17 protein-coding genes and 1 other RNA gene are annotated in these 22,903 nt (G+C 50.8%); 14 read left to right on the forward strand and 4 right to left on the reverse strand.

The annotated features are described in order from the left end of the window. Window positions 1–46: 46 nt before the first annotated feature. Entirely contained in the window at window positions 47–3,751 is a 3,705-nt protein-coding gene (locus tag L1285_RS22765) for a response regulator (protein ID WP_235414454.1), read from the forward strand. Window positions 3,752–3,755: 4 nt separating this feature from the next. Next, complete coding sequence (locus L1285_RS22770; protein WP_235414455.1) at window positions 3,756–4,658, forward strand: GGDEF domain-containing response regulator; 903 nt, start codon at window positions 3,756–3,758, stop codon at window positions 4,656–4,658. A gap of 42 nt (window positions 4,659–4,700) precedes the next feature. Here L1285_RS22770 and L1285_RS22775 read toward each other — a convergent pair whose 3' ends face one another. Together L1285_RS22775 and L1285_RS22780 are read right to left on the reverse strand one after the other, a co-directional pair. After that, window positions 4,701–5,063 (reverse strand): DUF3192 domain-containing protein, encoded by a 363-nt coding sequence (locus L1285_RS22775; RefSeq protein ID WP_046005542.1) that lies wholly within the window; start codon window positions 5,061–5,063, stop codon window positions 4,701–4,703. A 639-nt stretch (window positions 5,064–5,702) separates the two neighbouring features. Further along, entirely contained in the window at window positions 5,703–6,650 is a 948-nt protein-coding gene (locus L1285_RS22780) for a D-2-hydroxyacid dehydrogenase (protein ID WP_235414456.1), read from the reverse strand. A gap of 138 nt (window positions 6,651–6,788) precedes the next feature. Between L1285_RS22780 and zntR the strand changes: the two genes are divergently transcribed. The 3 genes from zntR to L1285_RS22795 all read left to right on the forward strand — a co-directional run bounded on the left by zntR (window position 6,789) and on the right by L1285_RS22795 (window position 9,640). Next, on the forward strand, window positions 6,789–7,202 hold the full coding sequence (gene zntR, locus L1285_RS22785) for a Zn(2+)-responsive transcriptional regulator (RefSeq protein ID WP_235414457.1): 414 nt from the start codon (window positions 6,789–6,791) through the stop codon (window positions 7,200–7,202). Then, window positions 7,189–8,409 (forward strand): SO_0444 family Cu/Zn efflux transporter, encoded by a 1,221-nt coding sequence (locus L1285_RS22790; RefSeq protein WP_235414458.1) that lies wholly within the window; start codon window positions 7,189–7,191, stop codon window positions 8,407–8,409. The genes zntR and L1285_RS22790 overlap by 14 nt, the downstream gene beginning before the upstream one ends. Window positions 8,410–8,542: 133 nt before the next feature. Then, a complete protein-coding gene (locus L1285_RS22795) occupies window positions 8,543–9,640 on the forward strand; it encodes a lysophospholipid acyltransferase family protein (protein ID WP_046005546.1) in 1,098 nt (365 codons plus the stop codon). Between the two features lie 101 nt (window positions 9,641–9,741). Here L1285_RS22795 and ssrS read toward each other — a convergent pair. After that, window positions 9,742–9,924: non-coding RNA, 6S RNA (gene ssrS / locus L1285_RS22800), on the reverse strand. A gap of 220 nt (window positions 9,925–10,144) precedes the next feature. On the opposite strand from ssrS, the gene L1285_RS22805 reads away from it, so the two are divergent. From L1285_RS22805 to L1285_RS22820, 4 genes are read left to right on the forward strand one after another with little or no spacing between them, the layout of a single operon-like run. Next, window positions 10,145–10,702: a UPF0149 family protein gene (locus L1285_RS22805; protein ID WP_046005547.1), complete on the forward strand. Its 558-nt coding sequence runs from the start codon at window positions 10,145–10,147 to the stop codon at window positions 10,700–10,702. 5 nt (window positions 10,703–10,707) lie between these two features. Next, the gene (gene pepP, locus L1285_RS22810; protein WP_235414466.1) at window positions 10,708–12,024 is read left to right on the forward strand and encodes a Xaa-Pro aminopeptidase; all 1,317 of its coding nucleotides are present in this window, start codon (window positions 10,708–10,710) and stop codon (window positions 12,022–12,024) included. 19 nt (window positions 12,025–12,043) lie between these two features. Continuing rightward, window positions 12,044–13,216, forward strand: coding sequence for a 2-octaprenyl-6-methoxyphenyl hydroxylase (gene ubiH / locus L1285_RS22815; protein ID WP_235414459.1), 1,173 nt, complete (start codon window positions 12,044–12,046; stop codon window positions 13,214–13,216). 9 nt (window positions 13,217–13,225) lie between these two features. Continuing rightward, a complete protein-coding gene (locus L1285_RS22820) occupies window positions 13,226–14,392 on the forward strand; it encodes an FAD-dependent oxidoreductase (protein WP_235414460.1) in 1,167 nt (388 codons plus the stop codon). Between the two features lie 426 nt (window positions 14,393–14,818). Here the strand turns inward: L1285_RS22820 and L1285_RS22825 are convergent, their stop codons facing one another. After that, window positions 14,819–15,664, reverse strand: coding sequence for a LysR family transcriptional regulator (locus L1285_RS22825; RefSeq protein WP_235414461.1), 846 nt, complete (start codon window positions 15,662–15,664; stop codon window positions 14,819–14,821). A gap of 129 nt (window positions 15,665–15,793) precedes the next feature. Between L1285_RS22825 and L1285_RS22830 the strand changes: the two genes are divergently transcribed. The 5 genes from L1285_RS22830 (at window position 15,794) to L1285_RS22850 (ending at window position 22,504) form a co-directional block, all read left to right on the forward strand. Beyond that, window positions 15,794–16,384 (forward strand): hypothetical protein, encoded by a 591-nt coding sequence (locus L1285_RS22830; RefSeq protein ID WP_235414462.1) that lies wholly within the window; start codon window positions 15,794–15,796, stop codon window positions 16,382–16,384. 80 nt (window positions 16,385–16,464) lie between these two features. Next, entirely contained in the window at window positions 16,465–17,547 is a 1,083-nt protein-coding gene (gene gcvT / locus L1285_RS22835; RefSeq protein ID WP_235414463.1) for a glycine cleavage system aminomethyltransferase GcvT, read from the forward strand. A gap of 62 nt (window positions 17,548–17,609) precedes the next feature. Beyond that, a complete protein-coding gene (gene gcvH, locus L1285_RS22840; RefSeq protein WP_054016478.1) occupies window positions 17,610–17,999 on the forward strand; it encodes a glycine cleavage system protein GcvH in 390 nt (129 codons plus the stop codon). A 189-nt stretch (window positions 18,000–18,188) separates the two neighbouring features. Continuing rightward, window positions 18,189–21,086, forward strand: a complete 2,898-nt coding sequence (gene gcvP, locus L1285_RS22845; protein WP_235414464.1) for an aminomethyl-transferring glycine dehydrogenase — start codon at window positions 18,189–18,191, stop codon at window positions 21,084–21,086. 452 nt (window positions 21,087–21,538) lie between these two features. Further along, window positions 21,539–22,504: a hypothetical protein gene (locus L1285_RS22850; RefSeq protein WP_235414465.1), complete on the forward strand. Its 966-nt coding sequence runs from the start codon at window positions 21,539–21,541 to the stop codon at window positions 22,502–22,504. Window positions 22,505–22,903 lie beyond the last annotated feature (399 nt).

Raw genomic sequence — 22,903 nt, forward strand, 5'->3', positions numbered from 1 at the left:
TGCTCGTTACTCTTGCTAAAACAAGGAACTAACGTCGAGCTGCTGCGTGCCGCAATTTCTCCCTCTTAAGAACTATCGTAAGGCGATCAGTGTTGCCTTGCTGGTACCTATGCTGCTGGCCGTGGTGCTGTGCTTTCACCTTTATCAGATTAAGCTTGAGCGCCAGTATCAGGTCTATCAGGCGCAGTTTTTTGTGCTCGCCGGGCAAGTTGAGCAGGAAACCCTGGCCGCACAAACCGTCATCACCAGTATTCGCAATAGCCTGTCTGAGCCCATACGCTATGAGCTGGATGCCGACTGGCAGCAGAACATTCGCCAGCAGGCCGGTTATTTTTATCGCCAGCTGCCCGATAACGGCGGCGAGGTGGTCGGGCTTGGCCGCTTTGTTCCAACTCCGGAGCTGGTTGCGCAGTGGCAGCAGATCATGGCGCTGGGCCCCAGTTTTAACACGGCACTGGCACTGATCGATGAGCTCGAAGCGGTTGTTTTTGTTCAGGACAATGGGTTTGCCTTTGTGAAGCGTCGTGATACCAGTCAGAGCAACCTGCTGACGGCCATTGTTGAGTCGCGTTTTACACCGCAATTCAGTCAGGGGATCACCGCCACCAGCATGCCAACCCGGGTTTTTGGTAAGCGCTATTTTGCACTGGGTCAGCGTCTGGCCAGCGGCTCGCTGTCGCAAATTTTGCTGATCTACGATGTAGATAAATTGGCAGGCCGGTTGCAACATATGGCTTTTGGCGGCGGAGGGTTGGCGTTAAAGGGCACCCAGCCGGGTGTGACGCTGGCTACCAGCAAAGACTACCAGGAGATTGCAGAAGCTGAGGTACGCGCAGCAAAGTTGCCCTGGGACGGTGGTGTGCAGTTTAGCTATCGCCCTGCGGCTCAGCCTTTCACCCTGAACTTTGCGCAGGACGAAGCCAGCTTTTCTGCACCGGCTCGATACGAAGTGCTGCTTGAGCTGGGTTTTCTGATCCTGTTTATTGTCTTCACGTTCGCCGCTTATGTGTGGCTCAACGCGCAGGTGTTTATCCGGCCACTTAAGCACTTTGTGCGATATCTGACCTACCAGGAGAATACTCCCCAAGCGACTATGGACTATGCGGTTCCTAAAGACTGGCAACCCTGGTTTTTAGAGATTAAGCGGGTCGTGACACAAAAGCGCAATGCGCTGCAACAATTGCAAGACAATAACGCAAAGCTGGATGAGCAGGTGCAGCAGCAGAAGAAAGCCCTGTCACGCAGTTTAGAGGCCAAAGAGCGCCAGGCTGCTTTACTGAAAACTGTCCTCAACTCAGTGCCTGATCTGGTTTACTACAAGAATATCGATGGCTCTTTTATTGGCTGTAACGAGGCTTTTGAGCGCTTTATCGGGGTTTCTCAGGTTGACCTGGTGGCCCGTGAACATCAGGAAGTGACCGAGCGACACCTGGCTTTGCTGGATCTGGAACAGACCATGAATCGCCAGGGGCAGAGCCTGACCGATACCCTCGAGCTGGAGGGCAGTAGTTACCTGATCACGGTGTCGCCTTTGTATAATGACTTGCGCAAGCGTATTGGTACTTTGGGGGTTGCACGGGATATCAGCGAGCAGCAACAGGCTTTGACTGCATTACGGGCATCGGAGCAAAATTTTAAAGCCGCTATTGAGTATGCGCCTAACGGGGTGATTTTATTGTCTGTCGATCGCCTGGTGCTTGAACTGAATCGGGCGGCGCGTAAGTTATTCACGCGCGTTGATATTGGCAGCAGCCTGTATAGCGTATTCGAGGATGCCGATGTGGAGGCGCTCAATGATGTGCTGGATCATTGTCTGCAGGAGCGTCAAGGCGCCAGCGAGTTGAGCCTGGCTCAGCAAGACCCCAAACGCTGGTTGCATCTCAGTGTCTCTTTGGTCTGGGACAAGCAAAAGAACCCTAAATATTTTGTGATCCACATTCAGAACGTCACCGCGCTGATCCGTGCCCGATTGGATGCCGAGCGGGCCAACCATGCCAAAAGTCGCTTTATTGCCAATATCAGCCACGAGATCCGCACACCCATCAATGCCATTTTAGGTATGGTAAGCATTCTTAAGAGTGAGCTGGACGCCAGTAAAGAGCAGCAGAAACTGGAGCAAATAGAGCGCGCCGCCCAGCAATTACTGGCGATGCTCAATGATATTCTGAATTTTGCGCGGCTCGAAAGTGGTCAGGGTAAGCCCAACAACCAGCCGTTTTGTCTGGTCGATTTGGTAACCAGCCTGAGTGGCTTTATTACCCCGCTGAGCAGTGCCAAACAACTGGCGTTTGAGATAGAAGTAGACCCGTTTATCTGGCCAAGATTGATTGGTGATGAGGCGCGTATCAAGCTGGTGCTGATGAACCTGCTGGGTAATGCGGTGAAGTTTACTGAGTATGGCAGGGTTGGCGTAAGCCTGTCTTTGCAACCCGACATGCAAGCGTCCGGGCAGGCCATTAAATTTTGCGTCTGGGATACCGGCCCTGGGATCAGTGAGCGCGATCAGGCGCGTTTGTTTGATGCCTTTACACAGGGCAATGAGAGTAGCTCGCGAACTCATGAAGGGATCGGACTTGGTCTGGCAATAGTGAAGCAGGTGATCCAGTTATTGGGCGGGGAAATTACGCTGTGCAGCAAGCCCGAGGTTGGCAGCCGCTTTGAGTTTACCCTGCAACTGGAGCGCGCCGCATTGCCCGATGATGAACATCAAAAGTCCCTGTTTGTGATCTCTGACGAGCAGGCACCTTTGCCCTACCTAACTCACCAAGGGATCCGCCAAGGCAGTGTGGCTGATCTCAAAGCGCTCAGTGCAGCCGCTTCAGTTCATTATCTGGCGTGTGACAATCCTGCCCATATTGCGGCATTGAGTCAGACTGAATCTGGCCTGCATGCACATTGGCTGGTGCCCGACACCGCCGCATGTACTGACGTTTTACCAGCTAACTCCGACGCCCTCAGGTTATTTGCGCCGGTGTTTTATCAAAGTCTGAGCACCTGCTCACTGGAAGCGCCCAGAGCAGCGCCGCCAGAACCCTGCTTGTTATCGCCCTTGCTGTGTATTGTGGTCGATGACAACCCAGTGAATCTGGATATCAGTACCACAGTTTTGCAGCAGCGCGGTGCAACTGTGGTTGCGCTCAGCAATGCAGAGCAAATTGTCGATATTTGCCAGAAGCTGCGCCCCGATGTAGTGCTGATGGATTTATACATGCCCAATATCGATGGTTATGAAGCCAGCCGGCAGCTGCGTCGCCACTTTGACCGCGACACTTTGCCCATTATCGCCTTGACTGCCAATGCCCATGAACAGGAAAAACAACAGGCCATGGCGACCGGTTTAAATGGCTTTTTGGTCAAGCCTGTGACCCCTGCAGACTTGTGTGCGGCGCTACAGAATTACGTGCCGGACAGCGAGGTTATCTTTGATCACCCCTTTGCACTGGCCCAAATGATGGGGAAAGAGGCGCTGGTGCGCACAATGCTGGAAAAGTTTGCTAAGCTTTGTGAAGAGTACGTGAACACTTTGCACAACACACACAGTGCGCCTGAACTCGTTAGTCTGGCACATACCATTAAAGGCTCGGCAGCCGGACTGGGGCTGCGCCGTTTAGCTGCTCAGGCGCGGGAGTGCGAAACGGCTGCAAAGCAAGCGCAGCAAGCGGCGTTTGAGCAGGTGTCTGATGAACAAGCGCGGTTGCTGGCAGCCGCAGAACAAACTTTGTGTTTTATTTCGTTTTGGTTAAAAGGATAAGAAAATGCACAAATCGGCCCATATTCTGGTCTTAGATCCGGACCCGCTTAACCGGGTGGTGCTGCAAAATACCCTGGAAGAAATCTACCTGGTGACACTAAGTTCAACACCAGAACAGGCCCTGACCCAACTTAAAGGTGCGGGGGTTGATTTGATCATCATGGACAATCAACAACTGGGTAATGCTGGCGAGGTATTTTTGCAGGCGTTAAAAGCCAATGCAGAGACCGCTCAACTGCCTGTGATAGTGATCTCTGCAAGTGCCAGTTTTTTGGATGAAGCGCAGAGTCTTCAGCAGGGCGCTGTCGACTATATTACTAAGCCATTTAACCCCAATATCGTAAAAGCCCGGGTAAAAATTCATCTGGCCATCAAGCAGCGTAATGATCAGCTCAGCCAGCAAGCGCTGATAGATGGCATGACATCACTGCCCAATCGTCGGGCGCTGGATCAAACCCTGGCAACCTTCTGGCGACAATGCGCGTCGGGGGTTCGGCCGCTGGCGGTATTTGTGCTGGGGGTAGATCACTTTGAGCGATATAACCAGCTGTTTGGCCATATCCGGGGCGATGAATGCCTGTATAAGATTGCGCAGGTTGTTGCCGGGCTTATCAGTAATATGGATGGGTTTACGGCCCGGTATGATGGCGGACGCTTTGTTGCATTGCTGCGTGATATCAGTGAAATAGAGGCGCAAGAGGTCGCAGAGGCTATGCACAAAGCGGTGGCAGCGCTGGCTATTCGCCATCCTCAATCGCCAATTTGTGCGCATGTGACTGTGAGTGTTGGGATTTGCTACACCAAAGCAGACTTCTCAAGAGTGCACCGGGATCCGCTTGATTTGGCCGCAACCGCACTGAACGAAGCACGCGAACGGCAACAAAAAGGGGTGCTAAGTGTGATGTGAACGGTTCAGAGCGCGTTTACTCTGAACCGATAGCACAGCAGGTTATAGCAGGTGTGCCATAGCTGTATCGCCAAATCCAACGAGTTTGCTGTCTTTAAACAGTAAAGGTGTGCACTCATCTTTAGTAACAACGCCGTCTGAGTGCTTACTGTTGGTGGCAAAGTAAAGTACCTGATAAACGGTATCTCCCTTCGACACCATGTCTGTGTATTCAGGTGTGCCCAGCTTGCTCAGCACGCTCTGGTATTCAGTGCCGATTTTTAGTTGGCTGATCTTTTCGCGGTTTTCTCTTTGTTCTTTCTTCCAGCTGTGGTGACCGTTATATTCGCCATCTGTGACCGCAACGACACAGCCTGTCAGTGCGGTTGAACTTAATAGCGCAGTTGCGAGTAGTAGTTTTTTCATTTTTATATCCCAGGCTTAGCCGTCTTTATTTTCTTTGAATTATAGTTAGCAAAGAGTTTGCCATATTTTAAATTATTATAAATCAATATCTTACGTTTTGCGATAAAGTGGTAACTAATATATGGCACTAAATTTTGAATAAATTAACCATTAGTTAGTTAAAAGCACGAAGTGGCCCCTGCATCTCATCATGCACGCAATGGGGGAACTATCATCAGACGACTTGTTGTTTAAAAGATACACCTGCGCTGGATTCAAATAGTTCCCGGCTCGAAGGCCGGGATGACGGAGTGTGGGCATGCCGATTAGGAGCGGTAATAGATAAAGCGCAAGAGAGCCTGACGACTCAGTGCTGCCTTTAAGCTACAACTCTTACATCCAACTCCAGTCATCCCGCACTCGATGCGGAAACTACTTAAAGGCGACTCGGGAGTGACATTAATTGCGACATTCTCACATACACCGCCCGTCATCCCGCACTCGATGCGGAAACTACTTAAAGGCGACTCGGGAGTGACATTAATTGCGACATTCTCACATACGCCGACCGTTATCCAGCACTCTATGCGGGAACTACTTGAAGCGACTCAGGAGTGACGCCAATTGCACCTATTCCTATATACGCCGTACGTCACTAGGTTACACCAGGCGGTTGTGCTCGCGCCCCTGTAAAAAGCTATCAATATTCTCGGCAATACCCCGGATCAGGCGGGTGATCGACTCCTGACTGGCCCAGGCCGTGTGTGGGGTTAGTAACAAGTTATTGCCCTGATACTGCACCAGCGGGTTATCAGCTGCAGCCGGCTCCACGCTGAGTACATCTACGCCGGCGCCGAGTAGCTGCTTGCTGGCCAGTGCATCTGCCAGTGCCTGCTCATTGACAATGCCGCCGCGCGCCGTATTCAGTAAGATGGCATGCGCCGGAAGCTGCGCCAGTGTGTCGGCATCAAACAAGTCGCGGGTGGTGTCGGTTAAAGGGCAATGAATAGAGACAATATCGGCACTGCGCAGCGCTTCGGTAAATTCAACGCGCTCGGCACGCACTGTTTCTTGCCCCGGGCGCTCTGCAATCACGACTTCGGCGCCAAAGGCGCTGGCGACCTTAGCAACCGCCTGGCCAAGGTTACCATAGCCGACTATCACAAAGCGTTTGCCCGACAGGTCGTGAATTGGGTAGTCCAGACGACAAAACAGGTCGCTGCGTTGCCAGGCACCATTGGCACAATCCTGCGCATAGCGGTGAATATTACTCATCAGGTTGCCAAGCAGTGTAAAAGTGTGCAAAACCACAGATGGCGTAGAATAGCCAGCCACATTGGTCACCGCGATATTGTGGGCACGTGCAGCCTCCAGGTCGATATTATTGGTGCCGGTTGCGGCCACGCAGATCAATCTGAGGTGCGGTAGCTGGCTCAGCGCATCGGCATTGAGCACCACTTTGTTGGTCACAACCACCTCAGCGCTGTGAATACGTGACATCAGCTGTTCAGCTGAGGTGGTATCGTACTCGGTGACTGTGCCAAATTTTCTGAGCGGGCTCAGGCTAACACCCGCCAGCGTGGCGGCATCTAAAACAACAATATTCATGGTGAGCAAACACTCCTTACTATCAGTTGGCGCCGAGTGTATCATTTTTATTGTCAAAGTTTATCTTTGTGCTTGACCTTGAACTCAACTCTAAGGTTTATACTGTGATCAGATTCATAAAGGACGGCAAAACTGACTATGTATAAGATTGGCCATATTGCAAAACAATTGAATGTGTCTACCGACACACTGCGTTATTATGAGCGTCAGGGTCTGTTGCAGGCCAGTGTTCGCAGCCAGGCAGGTTATCGATTATATGACGATAGCGCGCTTGAGCAGATGCGGTTTATTGTGCGGGCAAAGGCGGTGGGCTTCAGTCTTAAAGATATTCAGGAACTGCTGACCATTAAAATTGATAAACACAATCACAGCTGTGAAGAAGTGAAATCGCTGACGTTACAGAAGCTGACGCAAACCCGGCAAAGAATTGAAGAGTTATTGAAATTCGAGCGCTCACTGAGCGTGCTGGCCGAACGCTGTTGTGGCGGCGAAGAAAGTGCTGATGATTGTTCCATTTTAACCGCGTTGGAGGATGTAGATGGCTCTGCTTGATAATTTTTGGCAACTCTTTTTGGTTTCAGCGCCCTGGCTGATGCTGGGTCTGTTACTTGCTGGTTTGCTTAACGTTTTTATTCCCAAAGATTTTTTAAAAAAGTACCTAGGTAAAGAGGGGCTCTGGACGACCGTCAAGGCGGCTCTGATAGGTGCGCCTATGCCGCTTTGTTCCTGCGGGGTCATCCCGGCTGCCATCGGGTTGCGTCGTGCTGGTGGGTCCAAAAGTGCCACGACAGCCTTTTTGGTATCGACACCCGAAACGGGGGTAGACTCCATCTCGGTTTCTTACGCACTGCTTGGGCCATTTATGGCCGTGATCCGGCCCATTGCTGCGGTAGTCAGTGCGATCACCGCCGGTGTGTTGGTTGGTAATGACGAGGGCAACACACAGCCTGCTGCGTCAGACGCATCAGACAGCGGGTGCTGTGGCAGCTCAGCCAAAAAAGCAGAGGCAGAAAAAAACAGTTGCTGTGCCACTGAGCCTAAACCGGCGCCAGTGCAATCCAGCAGCTGTTGCGCAAGCCACACTAAGGCAGAGTCTGCGCCGCAAAGCAGCTGTTGCGATAGTCAGCCTGTGCAAAAGCCCGAGGAGCAGGCCACATCCTGCTGTGCATCAGCGCAAACCAAGCCTGGGCTGTGGCAAAAGCTAGCGTCTGCTGTGCAATTTAGCTGTAACAAATTATTAGCCGATACTATGCAATGGTTGCTGATTGGTCTATTCTTTGCTGCCTTAGTACAAACCTATGTTCCCGAAGCCTTTTTGGCTCAGTGGGGCAATGGTATTCTGGCCATGATAGTGGTTATTCTGGTCAGCATTCCAATGTACATTTGTGCCACAGCGTCAACGCCCATTGCGGCCGGTTTATTGCTGGCGGGTGTGTCTCCCGGTGCGGTGCTGGTCTTTATGCTGGCAGGTCCCGCCACCAACGTGGCCACCATTGGTGTGGTGGCCAAAGAGCTGGGCCGTCGCGCGGTGTTTGCTTATCTTGGCGCGGTGATTGGTGTGGCAATTATTTTTGGATTTTTGACCGACTGGCTGGTAGCACAGTTTGGCTTTACGGTGGCGCCTATTATGGGACACGACCACGAAGTGTTGCCCTATTGGTTAACGCTGGGGTCAGGCGTGGTACTGGCTCTGCTGATGGCAAGGTTGATGCTGCAGGGTATTAAACAACGCTTTTTACCCGCTCAGGTGTCGGCATAACCTCTGGTGCCTGCATAATATCGCGAGTGATGCAGGCACTTCTGGTCAGACTTGATATTCTTAGCTTCCGATCAGGGGGCACGATAGAATAAGACGTTTTGATGACAACCACCCAATAATAAAGAGTAGTTTAGTGGATAAATACGCAGATATCAGACCTTACAATGACGATGAAGTCCCCGCAGCTTTGCAGCGTTTACTGGACGATGATCAGTTTATTGATGTGATTGCGGAGCATAACCTGCCCAAATGGCTGGCAGGATGGGACCTGATATCCCGGCCACTGGTGCGCAGCCGGTTGAAGAAAAAGTGGCAGTCAGTCACCAATGTTGAAGCGGTTCAGAATGAAGTAGCCGGTTATCTGTCTATGCTGGTTGAGCGTACCACCAGCAAGGTAACCTATTCAGGCCTGGATAAGCTCGACAAGCAGGGCGCTTATCTGTTTATCTCCAACCACAGAGACATAGTGCTGGATCCGGCGCTGGTCAACTGGGGTCTGCATCAGCAAAAAATGCAAACTGTGCGCATTGCCATTGGCGATAACCTGCTTCAGGTGCCTTATATCACAGAGCTGATGCGCCTAAATAAGAGCTTTATTGTGAAGCGCTCAGCCAAAGCGCCAAAAGAGATGCTGCGTGCCTTGTCTCAGCTGTCTGCGTATATTTATGACTCGCTGGACGAGGGCAACTCAATCTGGATCGCACAAAAAGAAGGCCGCGCTAAAGATGGCGTCGACTTTACCGATCCGGCATTGCTGAAAATGTTGCAGTTGAATGGGCGTAAGCTAAAACTGCCGTTTGCCGAATATGTGCGCCAGCTCAAGATTGTCCCTGTGTCGATTTCTTATCAGTATGAACCGTGCGCCGTGTCAAAAGCCCGCGAGCTGTACCATAAACAGCAGTTCGGTGAATATGTGAAAGCCGAAGGCGAAGACATCAGCAGCATCATCGAAGGGTTCAGCAGCGATAAGGGTCATGTACATGTGGCGTTTGGCTCACCGATAGACGAAGAATTCGAAACGCCTGAGCAGCTGGCCGAAATCATCGATCAGCAGATAGTCAGCAATTACTATCTGCATTCGAGCAACTATCTGGCCGCCGGCGATGAAAGCCAGAGCAGTGAGCTGGAGAAGAACCGTTTTATGGAAGCGCTGGAGCAAGTACCGGAAGAGTTACGCCAGCTGGTACTATCTATCTACGCGCAGCCCGCCAAACGTAAATTGTCGCAGTAGTAATCTAAAGCGCCTTTCGGGGCGTTTTTTTATGCCTGGCTGGTTTTTAATATCTGAATGATGGTGCAAGGAATGGCGGTGCTTTTGCAGCAAAAGGAAAAGGTGTCCCCGGCAACGCGGATGCAGATGTCAGTCCTTGAACCCTAAGGTTCAAGGCGGAAAGCAACAGCCTACCGTAGGCTTCTCGGTACCTGCCGAGCCTGCGCAATAGTAAGCAAACTGCGTTCCTAAGAAAAAGTTATCGGCTCAGGGACATCATCCACTGTCCAACGTGCTAGGGAACGATTTCAGTATATAAGACCAAACCGCATCTAGAAACCTTTATCGGCAAATATCCGTAAAAAGTCGTCCGACTGGCGGTGATTTATGCACTTTTTGTATGGCATCTGAACAACGCAAAAAAGTGCGTAGATTATTTGTACACAAACCGACAAGTCGTTGCTGTTGCTATACTTCGGGTGGTAGCATTAACTTAGCAGATCAAAGCAAACGAGAACATTATCCATGAGTGAATTAAGAGATTATCAGCAAGCACAGCTACTGCTGGAACAACACGATATCTACATTGCCCCGGCTGAAGTGCACGGTACCATCAGCGGCTTACTGGCATGTGGCCTGAATATCGAAGAGCAGGAGTACCTGGGGCTGCTGAGCGATGTCTTTAACGATGGTCAGAAGTTTGCTGCGCCACTGAAAGAATTTTTTGCCGAGCTATATAAACTGGTCGTTGCGCATTTTAATGATCCAGAGCACCTGTTTGAGCTGTATCTACCCATGGAAGAAAGCCTGAGCGATCAGGCCAATGCCTTGGTAGCCTGGGTGTCCGGGTTTTTACTGGGCTTCGGCCTCAAGCAAAAAGACTATGGTAAGTTTTCGGCCGACGTAAAAGAAGTGATTGGTGACTTTAGCGAAATCACTAAACTAGATACCCATTTCGACGAAAGTGAAGAAGACAAACAGGCACTGCATGAGGTGATTGAATACATCCGTGTGTCGGCCCTGTTGTGTTTTGCTGAGCTAGGCAAAGACGCCGCTTCACCGACCTCTAAAACAGTGCATTAATTATGATGATAGCCAACCAGGAATTTGTAACGCGCCGCACTGAGCTGCTGGCGCAAATGGATAACAATGCGGTGGCGGTGATCCCCGCTGCTGTTGAGTTGACCCGTAGCCGTGATACTGAGTATCCGTTTCGCCAGGACAGCGACTTTTTCTACCTGACCGGGTTTAAAGAGCCCGATGCGGTACTGGTGCTTTGCAAAGACAAAGACGGCACCACACAACAAACGCTGTTTTGTCGTAATAAAGACAAGCTGGCCGAGATCTGGCATGGCCGCCGCATGGGTCACGAAAAAGCCAAAACCGCCTTAGAGCTGGACCAGACCTTTCCTCTGAGTGAACTGGATGAAGAATTGCTGAACCTGGTCAATGGCCGTAAGGCACTTTACTACGGTCAGGGCACATACACCGCGTTTGACGATAAAATTTGGGCCCTACTTGGTACTTTGCGTGGCGCGCCGAAAAAAGGCTACCGGGCACCAGAAATCATCAAAGATGTGCGCCCGTTACTTCACGAGATGCGTCTGTTTAAGTCAGAAGCTGAAATAGCGGTGATGCGCAAAGCGGGCGAGATCAGTGCAGATGCTCACAAACGTGCCATGCAGTTTGCAAAGCCCGGTGCCACCGAGTTCCAGCTGGAAGCCGAAATTCACCACCATTACGCCATGAATGGCGCCCGTCATCCGGCCTATGGCACCATAGTGGGCTCGGGTAACAACGCCAATATTTTGCACTATACCGACAATTGCGACGAATTAACCGACGGCGATTTGATCCTGATCGACTCAGGCTGTGAACTTGAAGGGTATGCTGCCGACATTACCCGTACTTTCCCGGTAAATGGTCGCTTTAGCGCGCCGCAAAAAGCCGTGTATGAGCTGGTACTGGCCTCTCAACAGGCCGCTTTTGAACAGGTTAAGCCAGGCGGCACTTTGGTCAAAGCCAATGAAGCCGCGATGCGGGTGATGACTGAGGGGCTGATTGAGCTGGGTATTTTGGCTGGCGAAGTTGATGAATTGCTCGACAAGCAAGCCTGCAAAGCCTTTTATATGCATGGCCTGGGCCACTGGCTGGGGCTGGATGTGCACGATGTGGGCGAATACAAGCTGGATGAAGCCGACAGACCCTTTGAGCCGGGCATGGTGCTGACCATAGAGCCGGGCCTGTACTTTGACGAAGATGCCGAAGTGCCTGAGCAATTTAAGGGCATTGGCGTGCGCATTGAAGATGACTTGCTGATCACCGCAGATGGCTTTGAAAACCTCACCGCTGGGGTGCCTAAAACCATTGCCCAGATTGAAGCCTTAATGCGCTCAGGCGAATAAATACAAGCAGGAGCAACACTTGCAACACTTTGATGTGTTAATCGTGGGTGGTGGTATGGCCGGTGCCACCGCTGCCGTCACGATCAAAAAACAGCTTCCCGATAGCCGCATCGCGGTGATTGAAGCTTTTGAGCCCAAAACAGCTCATCACCCCAGTTTTGACGACCGCAGTCTGGCACTGGCCGAGCAGTCGGTCTCTTATTTGCGTGCACTCGGGTTATTTGACCCGCACTGGGATTTTGCAGAGCCAATTACTCAGGTACATGTTTCAGACCGCGGCCACTTTGGCAAAACCACCATCACCTGTGATGAGTTCGCGGTTGAGGCCTTGGGTTATGTGGTTGAAGTGAATCCTTATGGCGCGTATTTGCATCAGCAACTAAGCAAGCTGGATATCGCCTTGTATTGCCCGGCCAAAATTACCCGTTTGCATCAGCAGCAGACACAGGTTGATGTGGTGCTCGACAGCGGCGAAACACTGTCGGGTAAGTTGTTGGTGGTGGCCGATGGCGCGCAATCGCCGACCCGCAGCAAGCTAAATATTGGCTTTGACAGTGTGGCTTATGAACAGGGTGCCCTGATAGCCAATGTGCAGATAAGCGATAAGCACCAGGGGCAGGCGTTTGAGCGTTTTACCGAGCATGGCCCGATGGCCCTGCTGCCGATGAGCAACAACCGCTACTCTCTGGTGTGGTGTATGCCGCAGCAGGACCTCGATACGTTGCGAGAATGTGATGAGGCAAAGTTCCTTGCGCGTCTGCAAAGCGCATTTGGCTATCGCGCCGGGATGTTTGAACGGGTTGGCAGGCGCACCAGTTATCCGCTGGTGTTAGGCCGCGTTGAGCAGCTGGTGCATCATCGCTGTGTGCTCATTGGTAATGCCGCGCATGCCATTCATCCCATTGCCGGGCAGGGCTTTAACCTGGGATTGCGCGACATTCAGGCGCTGGTTGCGCAGTTGCAACAGACTGACCACAAGCAGTGGGGCAGTCATGCGTTCACACAAGGCTACAAAACCGCGCGCGAGTCAGACATAAACCGTGTCATGACGCTGACCGATTCTTTGGTCAGACTGTTTTCTAATGATTCTCGTATGCTGGCATTGGGGCGCAGTTGTGGCCTGCTGTCGATGAGCCTGTTCTCACAACTGAAAGCGCCACTGGCGCGACAACTCATGGGACGAACCCTGTAAGGAATAATCATGCAGCAAGTACAAGTGTGCATAGTCGGTGGTGGGTGTGTCGGCCTGGCGTTAGCGCTGGGTCTGGCAAAGAACAATATCTCGGTGATGGTGCTGGATGCCGGTCCTGAGCCGCAGCCACTTGGCGAGGCCTATGGCGCGCGAGTCAGTGCCATCAGTTTGGCCAGCCAGAGCCTGTTTGAGTCGTTAGGCGTGTGGGATGCCATTAAGGCGCAGCGTGCTACGGCTTATCGTAAAATGTCGGTGTGCGACGCCGACAGTTTTGGCCGTATTCAGTTTAACGCACAGCAGCTGGCTTTGCCTGAGCTGGGCCATATTATCGAAAACGACGCTATCCGTTTTGCCCTATATCAGGCCTTACAACAGCACAGCCAGGCGAGCTTACTGTTTGGCAGCCGTTATCAGTCTATCCATCAGACCGACAGCGATGTGCTGATCACCTTGGAGCAGGGCACACCGGTGATGGCCAAATTGCTGGTTGCAGCAGATGGGGCTAACTCCGGGGTACGCAGCCAGTTTAACTTGCCGATCAGCTTCTGGGATTACGACCACCACGCCATTGTGGCCACCATCAAAACCGAGCAACCGCACGATGCGACTGCGCGTCAGGTGTTCCTGCCGGATGGTCCGCTGGCGTTGTTGCCTTTGTCAGATCCTCATACTCAGTCAATCGTCTGGTCTACGGCACCTGAACACGCTCGCGAGTTGATGGCCATGGACGAGCAAAGTTTCAATAAAGCCTTGAGCGCAGCCAGCGACCTCCAGTGTGGTTTGTGTACGGTGCACGGCGAGCGTGCGGTATTCCCGCTGACCATGCGCTACGCACAGCAGTGGCTGACCGGCAAAGTGGTGTTAATGGGCGATGCCGCACACACCATCCACCCGCTTGCGGGACTGGGGATGAACCTGGGCCTCAAAGATGCCGCACATCTGATCAACGCACTCAGCGAAGACAACGAGGAGTTTGCCGCTCACCGTACATTGCGCGAGTACGAACGCACCCGCAAACTCGATGCGCAAAAACACATTGCCATGATGCAGGGTTTAAAAGAGCTGTTCAGCGGCAGTCACCCACTGAAAAAGTTAGTCCGTGGCGTGGGTTTGAATGTAGTAGACAACCTCGGCCCGATCAAAGACCTGTTTGTACAACAAGCCATCGGCGAATAACTATTATTGAAGGGCTGCTTTATGCCAAACAAGCAGCCCGCTTACACCTGTAGGGTTGAGCATCAAACACAACTTTTGAAACTCAACTCCCGTCATCCCGCATACACCCCAGTCATCCCGCACTTGATGCGGGAACTACTCACAGGCAACCTGGTATCAAAAAGGTACACTTAAGCTGAATTCAAATAATTCCCGGCTCGCATGCCGGGATGACGGTGTGTAGGCATGCCGGTTAGGAGTGATAATAGACAGAGTGTAAAGGGGTCAGGCGACTCAGGAGTGACACCAATAACATCCATTCCCACATACACAGCCTGTCATCCCGCACTCGATGCGGGATCTGCTAACAGGCGACTCAGGAGTGACACTAATAACACCCATTCCCAAATACACCACCTGTCATCCCGCAGGTCTCAAAAGCAATGTTTACCCCAAGCGCAGTGCAATAAACTCGGCCAGCTTATTCACCGCGTGCGCAGACTCCTGGGTGTTTTTAACCAGGCTGATCCCAATCTGGCCCAGCTCGGGCAAAAACGCTGTCTGGGCCTGGTAACTGAGCGTAGCCGGCACGGTACTTTTAGCCAGCACCGTAATGCCCAGGCCTTCTTTAAGCGCGGCCGTCAGCCCCGTTAAATCGGCGTTACTATACACAATACGGTATTGCAGCCCGGCTTGTTGTAGCGCCTCGATGGCACGGCGGCGATAAATGCAGCCCTCCGGCGCCGTGACCAAAGTGACGATCTGCTGTTGCGCCAGAGACAGGTCGCCTACCCATACCAGCTGGTCCTGCATAAATACCGGGTAGTTAGACGAACTGAGATCTTCGTTCAGTGCCAGCACCAGATCGAACTGGTCCTGCCGTGAGACCGACAGCAAATGTTTACTGAGTCGGGATTTCACTTCCAGCGCCACGTCCGGATATAAAGACACAAAGTCGCCGATGATGGCGGGCAGAATGCGTGCTGCAAACTCACTGGGAATGCCCAGACGCACCCGACCGGTGACGCTCTCTGAGGTAAATTGCTGAATGATCCCATCGTTGAATTGCAGCATTTGCTTAGCCTGAGGCAGCAGCAGCTCGCCATACTGGTTGAGCACCTGCCGCTGGCCCTGCTTTTTAAACAGTTTACAGCCCAGTTGCTCTTCAAGGCGTTTTATCTGCAAGCTCACCGCCGGCTGAGACAGGCCCAGCAGCTCGCCAGCCTTGGCAAAACCACCTACTTCAACCACAGTCACCAGGGTGCGCAGACCATCAATCGATAAGTTTTTCATATTAATAAAATCAATTTATAAAACCCAAATACATTAATATTATTTATCAAACGATAAATAAATACAATTTGTTGTTGCGATAGCGGATCCCTATACTTTTGGGCATCTTAATTTCATCAGGATAGTCGCATGATGAGCACGCCAATCATCTTCGCTAAGCACCGTTTAGGTACGGTGGCGGCGGAAAATCGCATTTTCTCGCCACAGGATCTGGTTGTACTGGATTTCAGCGGATTTGAAACCACACCTTTTTTGAATCAGGAGCTGGGGCTGAACCTCAACAAACTGATGGCACCCGGACTGGGTGTACAGGGTCAGCTGGCAGGCGGCCAGTCTTTTGCTGTGTATTACTTTAGCGAAACGGCCTACCGTTTTGTGCTGAGCGAAGACGCTGCACAAGCACTCACTGCGCTGGTAAGCAAACACGGCAGCGACTACGACATTGAATTAGTGCGGCGCAGCGACTTAGCCATTACGCAACTGAGCGGTGAGGCTGCGCTTGAGACGGTACTTAGCAGCTTTTCGCTGACGCCGGGCCTGCAAATTTCAGACATGCAGGCTTGCTATGGTAAACAAAGCGGCGAGGTGTTCGTCACCACGTTAGTCCAGCAGGACCAGCAGCAGTATCAGCTGATCGCACAACAAGACACATTAAGCCTGTGGCAGGCAAGACTGGCTGAGCAGGGTTTTGCTCATTCAGACGAACACGCACCAAATTAACCCCACTCACCGGTGTTACATCGGTGAACACGCATCCGGAAGAAACTGGATGGGTGATGACAATAAAGTGAAGGAAGAGTATGACTTCTAAAACAGTACTGCATGCCAAGCACCTAGAAGCTGGCGCGAAAATGGTCGATTTCCACGGTTGGGAAATGCCAATCAACTATGGCTCGCAAATCGAAGAGCACAACGCCGTGCGTCAAGACGCGGGTATGTTTGACGTGTCTCACATGACCATAGTTGATGTAAAAGGTGCGGATGCTCAGGCATTCCTGCGCAAGCTGGTTGCCAACGATGTGGCAAAACTGAAAGTAGCAGGTAAAGCACTTTACACTGGCATGCTGAACGAGCAGGGCGGTGTGATTGATGACTTGATCATCTACTTCTTCACAGAAACTGAGTATCGTCTGGTTGTAAACTCTGCAACGCGCGAAAAAGACTTAGCACACATGAACGCGGTTGCTGCCGACTTTGATGTGGCTATCACAGAGCGTCCTGAATATGCGATGATTGCGGTGCAGGGTCCAAATGCCAAAGCTAAAACAGCCACTATCCTGAGCGAAGCACAAAACGCTGCAGTAGAGGGCATGAAGCCGTTCTTTGGCGTGCAAGCCGAAGAGCTGTTCATTGCAACTACAGGCTATACAGGTGAAGACGGCTACGAAATCGTTGTACATAACGATGACGCAGCACAACTGTGGCAAAAATTATTAGACGCGGGCGTCCGTCCGGCTGGCCTAGGTGCACGTGATACGCTACGTTTAGAAGCGGGCATGAACCTTTACGGCTCAGATATGGACGAAAGCGTTTCTCCACTGGCTGCTAACATGGCGTGGACCATTGCGTGGGAGCCGGCAGAGCGTGACTTTATCGGTCGTAAAGTGATTGAGCAGCAACGTGCTGACAAGAGCACTGACAAGCTGGTTGGCCTGGTACTTGAGAGCAAAGGCGTGCTGCGCGGTGGCTCTAAAGTTATCGTAGAAGGTGGCGAAGGTGTTATCACTTCTGGTACATTCTCGCCAACGTTAGGCTTTAGCGTAGCTTTGGCCCGTGTACCTCGCTCTACGGGTGACACAGCTCAGGTTGAAATGCGCAAAAAGCTGGTAGACGTTAAAGTGGTTAAACCTTGCTTTGTACGCAATGGTAAGTCGGTTCTGTAACGCACAGAGCACAATAGAATAACGGGCGATGGCCCACATAAATCGACCAAAGGAACAATAAAATGAGCAACATTCCTAGCGAGTTAAAGTACGCAACGTCTCACGAGTGGGTTCGCGCTGAAGGCGACGGCACTTACACTGTCGGCATCACTGAGCATGCGCAGGAACTTTTGGGTGACATGGTATTCGTTGACCTGCCTGACGTAGGTGACGAAGTTGACGCTGGTGAAGACTGCGCGGTTGCTGAGTCTGTAAAAGCCGCTTCTGACATCTACGCGCCAATCGGCGGCGAGATCGTGGCTATCAACGAAGAGCTTGAAGACTCTCCGGAATCAGTCAACAACGACCCTTACGGTGACGGCTGGTTGTTCCGTGTTAAAGCGTCTGACGAAAGCGAACTTGAAAACCTGCTTGACGCAGAAGGCTACGAAGCCAACATCGACGAAGACTAATTCGTTGTAGATACCATAAAAGCCCCCTGCGTGGGGCTTTTATAGTTGCGCCACATACTTAAGGCGTGGCAACACCGTTAAACTCTGTGACTGTTACCAAGGTATTTTCGTCGCACTGTGCATCAAGGTGCAGGTCGTCGAACAACAGTGACACCCCCATTTTTACTTGGATCATAGGAATCTGGACACATGTCAAACGCCAAATCTCTTGAACAACTAGAGCAAAAGCAAGACTTTATTCGTCGCCATATCGGCCCGAGCCCGGCTCAGGTGAGTGACATGCTTGCTGCGCTTGGAGTATCGAGTGTTGAAGAGCTGATCGGTCAGACAGTACCTAGCTCAATCCGTTTAGAGCAAGGCCTGCAAATTGGTGAAAGCCGTACCGAAGTAGAAACGCTGAGCTACCTGAAATCAGTAGCAAGCAAAAACAAAGTCTTCAAATCTTACATCGGTCAGGGTTACCACCCGACACACGTGCCTAACGTTATTTTACGTAACGTACTGGAAAACCCAGGCTGGTATACAGCGTATACGCCGTATCAGCCAGAGATTGCACAAGGTCGTCTTGAGTCTTTGCTTAACTTCCAGACTATGACCATGGACATCACCGGCCTTGACCTGGCCAGTGCGTCATTGCTTGACGAATCAACCGCTGCTGCCGAAGCCATGGCGCTGGCTAAGCGTGTGTCTAAAGCGAAAAAAGCGAACCTGTTCTTCATTGCTGAAGACGTACACACACAAACCATCGACGTCGTCACAACCCGTGCCGAGCAGTTTGGTTTTGAAGTGGTAGTGGGCCCTGCAAGCGAAGCGGCAAACCACGAGATCTTCGGTGCCCTGTTCCAGTACCCCACCACATCAGGTGAAGTGGTCGACATCACAGACATCATCGCACAGGTACAAAGCAAAAAAGCGATTGCCTGTGTGGCTGCCGACATCATGAGCTTAATGCTACTGAAAGCACCAGGTAAACTGGGTGCAGACGTGGTACTGGGCTCTGCACAGCGCTTTGGTGTTCCTATGGGTTACGGTGGCCCACACGCTGCGTTCTTTGCAACACGCGATGCCTACAAGCGTTCACTGCCTGGCCGTATCATTGGTGTATCAAAAGACCGTTTAGGTAACGACGCACTGCGTATGGCAATGCAAACGCGCGAGCAGCACATCCGCCGCGAAAAAGCCAACTCAAACATTTGTACAGCGCAGGTACTGCTGGCCAACATGGCTGCATTCTATGCGGTGTACCATGGTCCTCAGGGCCTGAAAACCATTGCCGAGCGCATTAACCGCTTCGCCAGCATTCTGGCAACTGGCCTGAAAGCCAAAGGCGTGGCACTGAAGCACGACACCTGGTTTGACACCATCACAGTGGTTGCGGGCGACGCAGATAAAGACGCAGTAGTCGCGCGCGCCGTTGCAAACGAAGTCAACTTTGCCATTAACCACGCTGGCGAGTACTCGATTGCGCTGAACGAAACCACCACCCGCGGTGACATCGCTGAACTGTTCGACATCATCCTGGGCGAAGGCCATGGTTTAGATGTAGCAGCACTGGACAGCGAAGTTGCAGCAAACAACATCACTGGTATTCCGGCAAGCCTGGTACGTGATGACGAAGTACTGACACACGACAACTTCAACAGCTACCACAGTGAAACTGAGATGCTGCGTTACATCAAGCGTCTTGAAAACAAAGACTTGGCACTGAACCACTCTATGATCTCACTGGGTTCTTGTACCATGAAGCTGAACGCGACCGCTGAGATGATCCCGGTTACCTGGCCTGAGTTCGCTGAACTACACCCGTTCTGCCCGTTAGAGCAGGCACAGGGTTATCAGGTAATGATGACTGAGCTGCACGACTGGCTGGTTAACATCACGGGCTATGATGCAGTATCACTGCAACCTAACTCAGGTGCTCAGGGTGAATACGCGGGTCTTATCGCGATTCGTAAATACCACGAGTCACGCGGCGAAGGTCACCGTAACGTGTGTCTGATCCCAAGCTCTGCGCACGGTACTAACCCGGCGTCGGCGCAAATGGCCAGCATGAAAGTGGTTGTGGTTGGTTGTGACAGCGACGGTAACATTGACCTGGATGACCTGCGCGCGAAGGCAGAAGACGTATCTGAAAACCTGTCTTGTATCATGGTTACTTACCCGTCTACTCACGGTGTATATGAAGAAGCCATCCGTGAAGTGTGTGACATTGTTCACCAGCACGGCGGCCAGGTTTACATGGACGGCGCGAACATGAACGCACAGGTTGGCGTAACCAGCCCGGGCTCAATTGGTTCTGACGTATCGCACCTGAACCTGCACAAAACATTCTGTATCCCGCACGGCGGTGGTGGCCCGGGTGTTGGTCCTATCGGTGTTAAATCGCACCTCGCACCATTCATGCCTAACCACAGCGTGATCAAAGTAGCGGGCACCAACGAAGGTAACGGTGCAGTATCTGCGGCACCTTACGGCTCAGCAGCTATCCTGCCAATCTCATGGGCGTACATTGCCATGATGGGCAGTGAAGGTCTGAAGCAGGCTACTGAAATGGCCATCGTGAACGCCAATTACCTGACAGAGCAACTAAGCAAGCATTACCCGGTACTCTACCGTGGCCGCAACGACCGCGTTGCCCACGAGTGTATTATCGACCTACGCCCACTGAAAGAAGCCTCTGGCATCACAGAAATGGATGTGGCCAAGCGCCTGATGGACTACGGTTTCCACGCACCGACTATGTCATTCCCGGTTGCCGGCACGCTGATGATCGAGCCAACGGAATCTGAGTCTAAGGTAGAAATCGACCGCTTCATCGAAGCTATGATCTCTATCCGCGCTGAAATCGCCAAAGTAGAAAACGGCGAATGGTCAGTAGAAAACAACCCACTGGTGTTCGCACCACACACCCAGGCAGACGTACTGGGCAACGAGTGGGATCGCGCCTACGACCGCTTTTACGCTGCATTCCCGGTAGCATCAGTAGCAAAAGACAAATTCTGGCCAACGGTAACCCGTATCGACGACGTATACGGCGACCGTAACCTTATTTGTTCTTGCCCAGCTGTAGAGACTTATGCTGAGTAAGTGATGTTTGTAAGCCTTGTAAATACAGGGCTGACAAACGATAAAAACCGCTCGTTTTAGGACGAGCGGTTTTTTTGTGGGAGGGGTTTAGAAACTTAATATTCTATTTATATTACTATTCATGACGGCAGTTATAAAGCTGGTGTAGTTGGGTATCCTCGCATCCATGAATCATTCTAATATCAGTTCTAACCTCCAGGTTATAGTTTGTCTCTCATTTCGATGAGTAATTACAGCTTTATTCCATACACAGTGTTTCGTGTGTCATCCACTACAATTATCGTGTTCAAATTATGCGTTATTTCGTCACTCAGTTCTTTACAAGTGTTTGTTTTAGGTTTATTTTTTGTTTTTAGTTCGTGTTTCATGGTATCGCTCATATTGTAACTGTTTTAGGTTTGATTGTTAGAATTACCCCATTTAATTGAGTTAGTTAGATAAGGAATTAAGAAATGAAAAGAATTCAACTGTCAATTCCCTTCTCTGTGGATCTTACGGAAGAGAGTGCGTGGGAAGCATTGAATGAGAAATGTACTTCATTCGGAATAGTCAGGTGTCATTTTCAATTAAATGAGCGAATACTGAACGAACCACACCAAGTAGGTGAGTCATTAGCTGTATACAAATCACCTAAAGGCGTAGGCTCCCAGCATGTAATATCTTCTAGTTTTGAACTAGAAGAGGTAAGGCAGATTAACTCAATCGAAAAGTTTCTTTTTGAGAGTGAATCTACTGCAAAGTTCGCATCGGAATTAGCTGCAAAAATAGGTTTTTCTAAAGAAAACTCCATAACCGGAAAGCTAAAATCAGAGCTTTCCGAAAAACTGAAGCAAAGTGTAATGAGTAGTGTAGAAATAAATGAAAGCCAAAAAATTAGAGAAACTACATCCTTTGAGATAACAAATACTATTGATCCAAATGTTACGGATCCAATAGTTGCTGTGCCAGTTTTTAAAAGAAAGTCATTTGATTTGCTTCTTGGGCATGTTGACTTTCTGAGAGTGGATTATGAAAGGGAAATGCTGGGTCTTAGAAAAAAATCAAAAAAAACACCTAAGATTATTGACTTTAATAGTCATCCAAACAGGATAGAGTTTGGTATACCTTTAGCGACCATCAAATATTGGGAGTTTTTGCCTAAGAGTTCGGCGCTTATGTTAGAAGATGAACATGAAGTGCAAGTTGAAAACTCTGAACAATTGTCAATTGAGGCCCCTCATTGTGAAAAAAGAAAGTTTGTTAAATTCCCTGATGTACCAAGTTTGTACCAAATAGCAAATGCAGCGTTTCCGCTGAAATGGATTTTAAGAAAGGCGCCTGATAATCAGTGGACTGAAGATAAGCTAAGGAAAATTGAGCTGGATGAAGTAAAGAATACGAATAATGGATGGTGGCGTAAATATGGTAGAAGCAGCTAAGCAAACTGGTTGTGGTATCTATGAAAAATGATAAAAGGCACCGCTGGAGCGCTTATATATCGTTAGAAGGTTTTGCCTCGCACTATGTAATTGATAGCTATCCTATAAGAAACAACTTATACAGCCCGGTGCAATCATTCGTGCATATTGCTGAGGGTATATTAGTTCTGACAATCGCAAATCGATTTAGAAAGGAAAGATATGAAACAACTAATGGAGCAGCAGCAAAGAGCTGTTAGTGGACATGGTGGCGGCACAGGGTCTCCTATTCCGAGGGTGTTCATAATTCTGTGTCAGTCTACTGAGCTCAAAGCTCGATGTAGTCATCCAAGCGCCCTGGAAAGTGGATGGCCATCTGCGATAGCGTGAGATTCCAGTTCTGGATAGGATGTGTCCAGC

Source organism: Pseudoalteromonas sp. DL2-H2.2, assembly GCF_021532535.1.
Taxonomy (GTDB): domain Bacteria; phylum Pseudomonadota; class Gammaproteobacteria; order Enterobacterales; family Alteromonadaceae; genus Pseudoalteromonas; species Pseudoalteromonas rubra_A.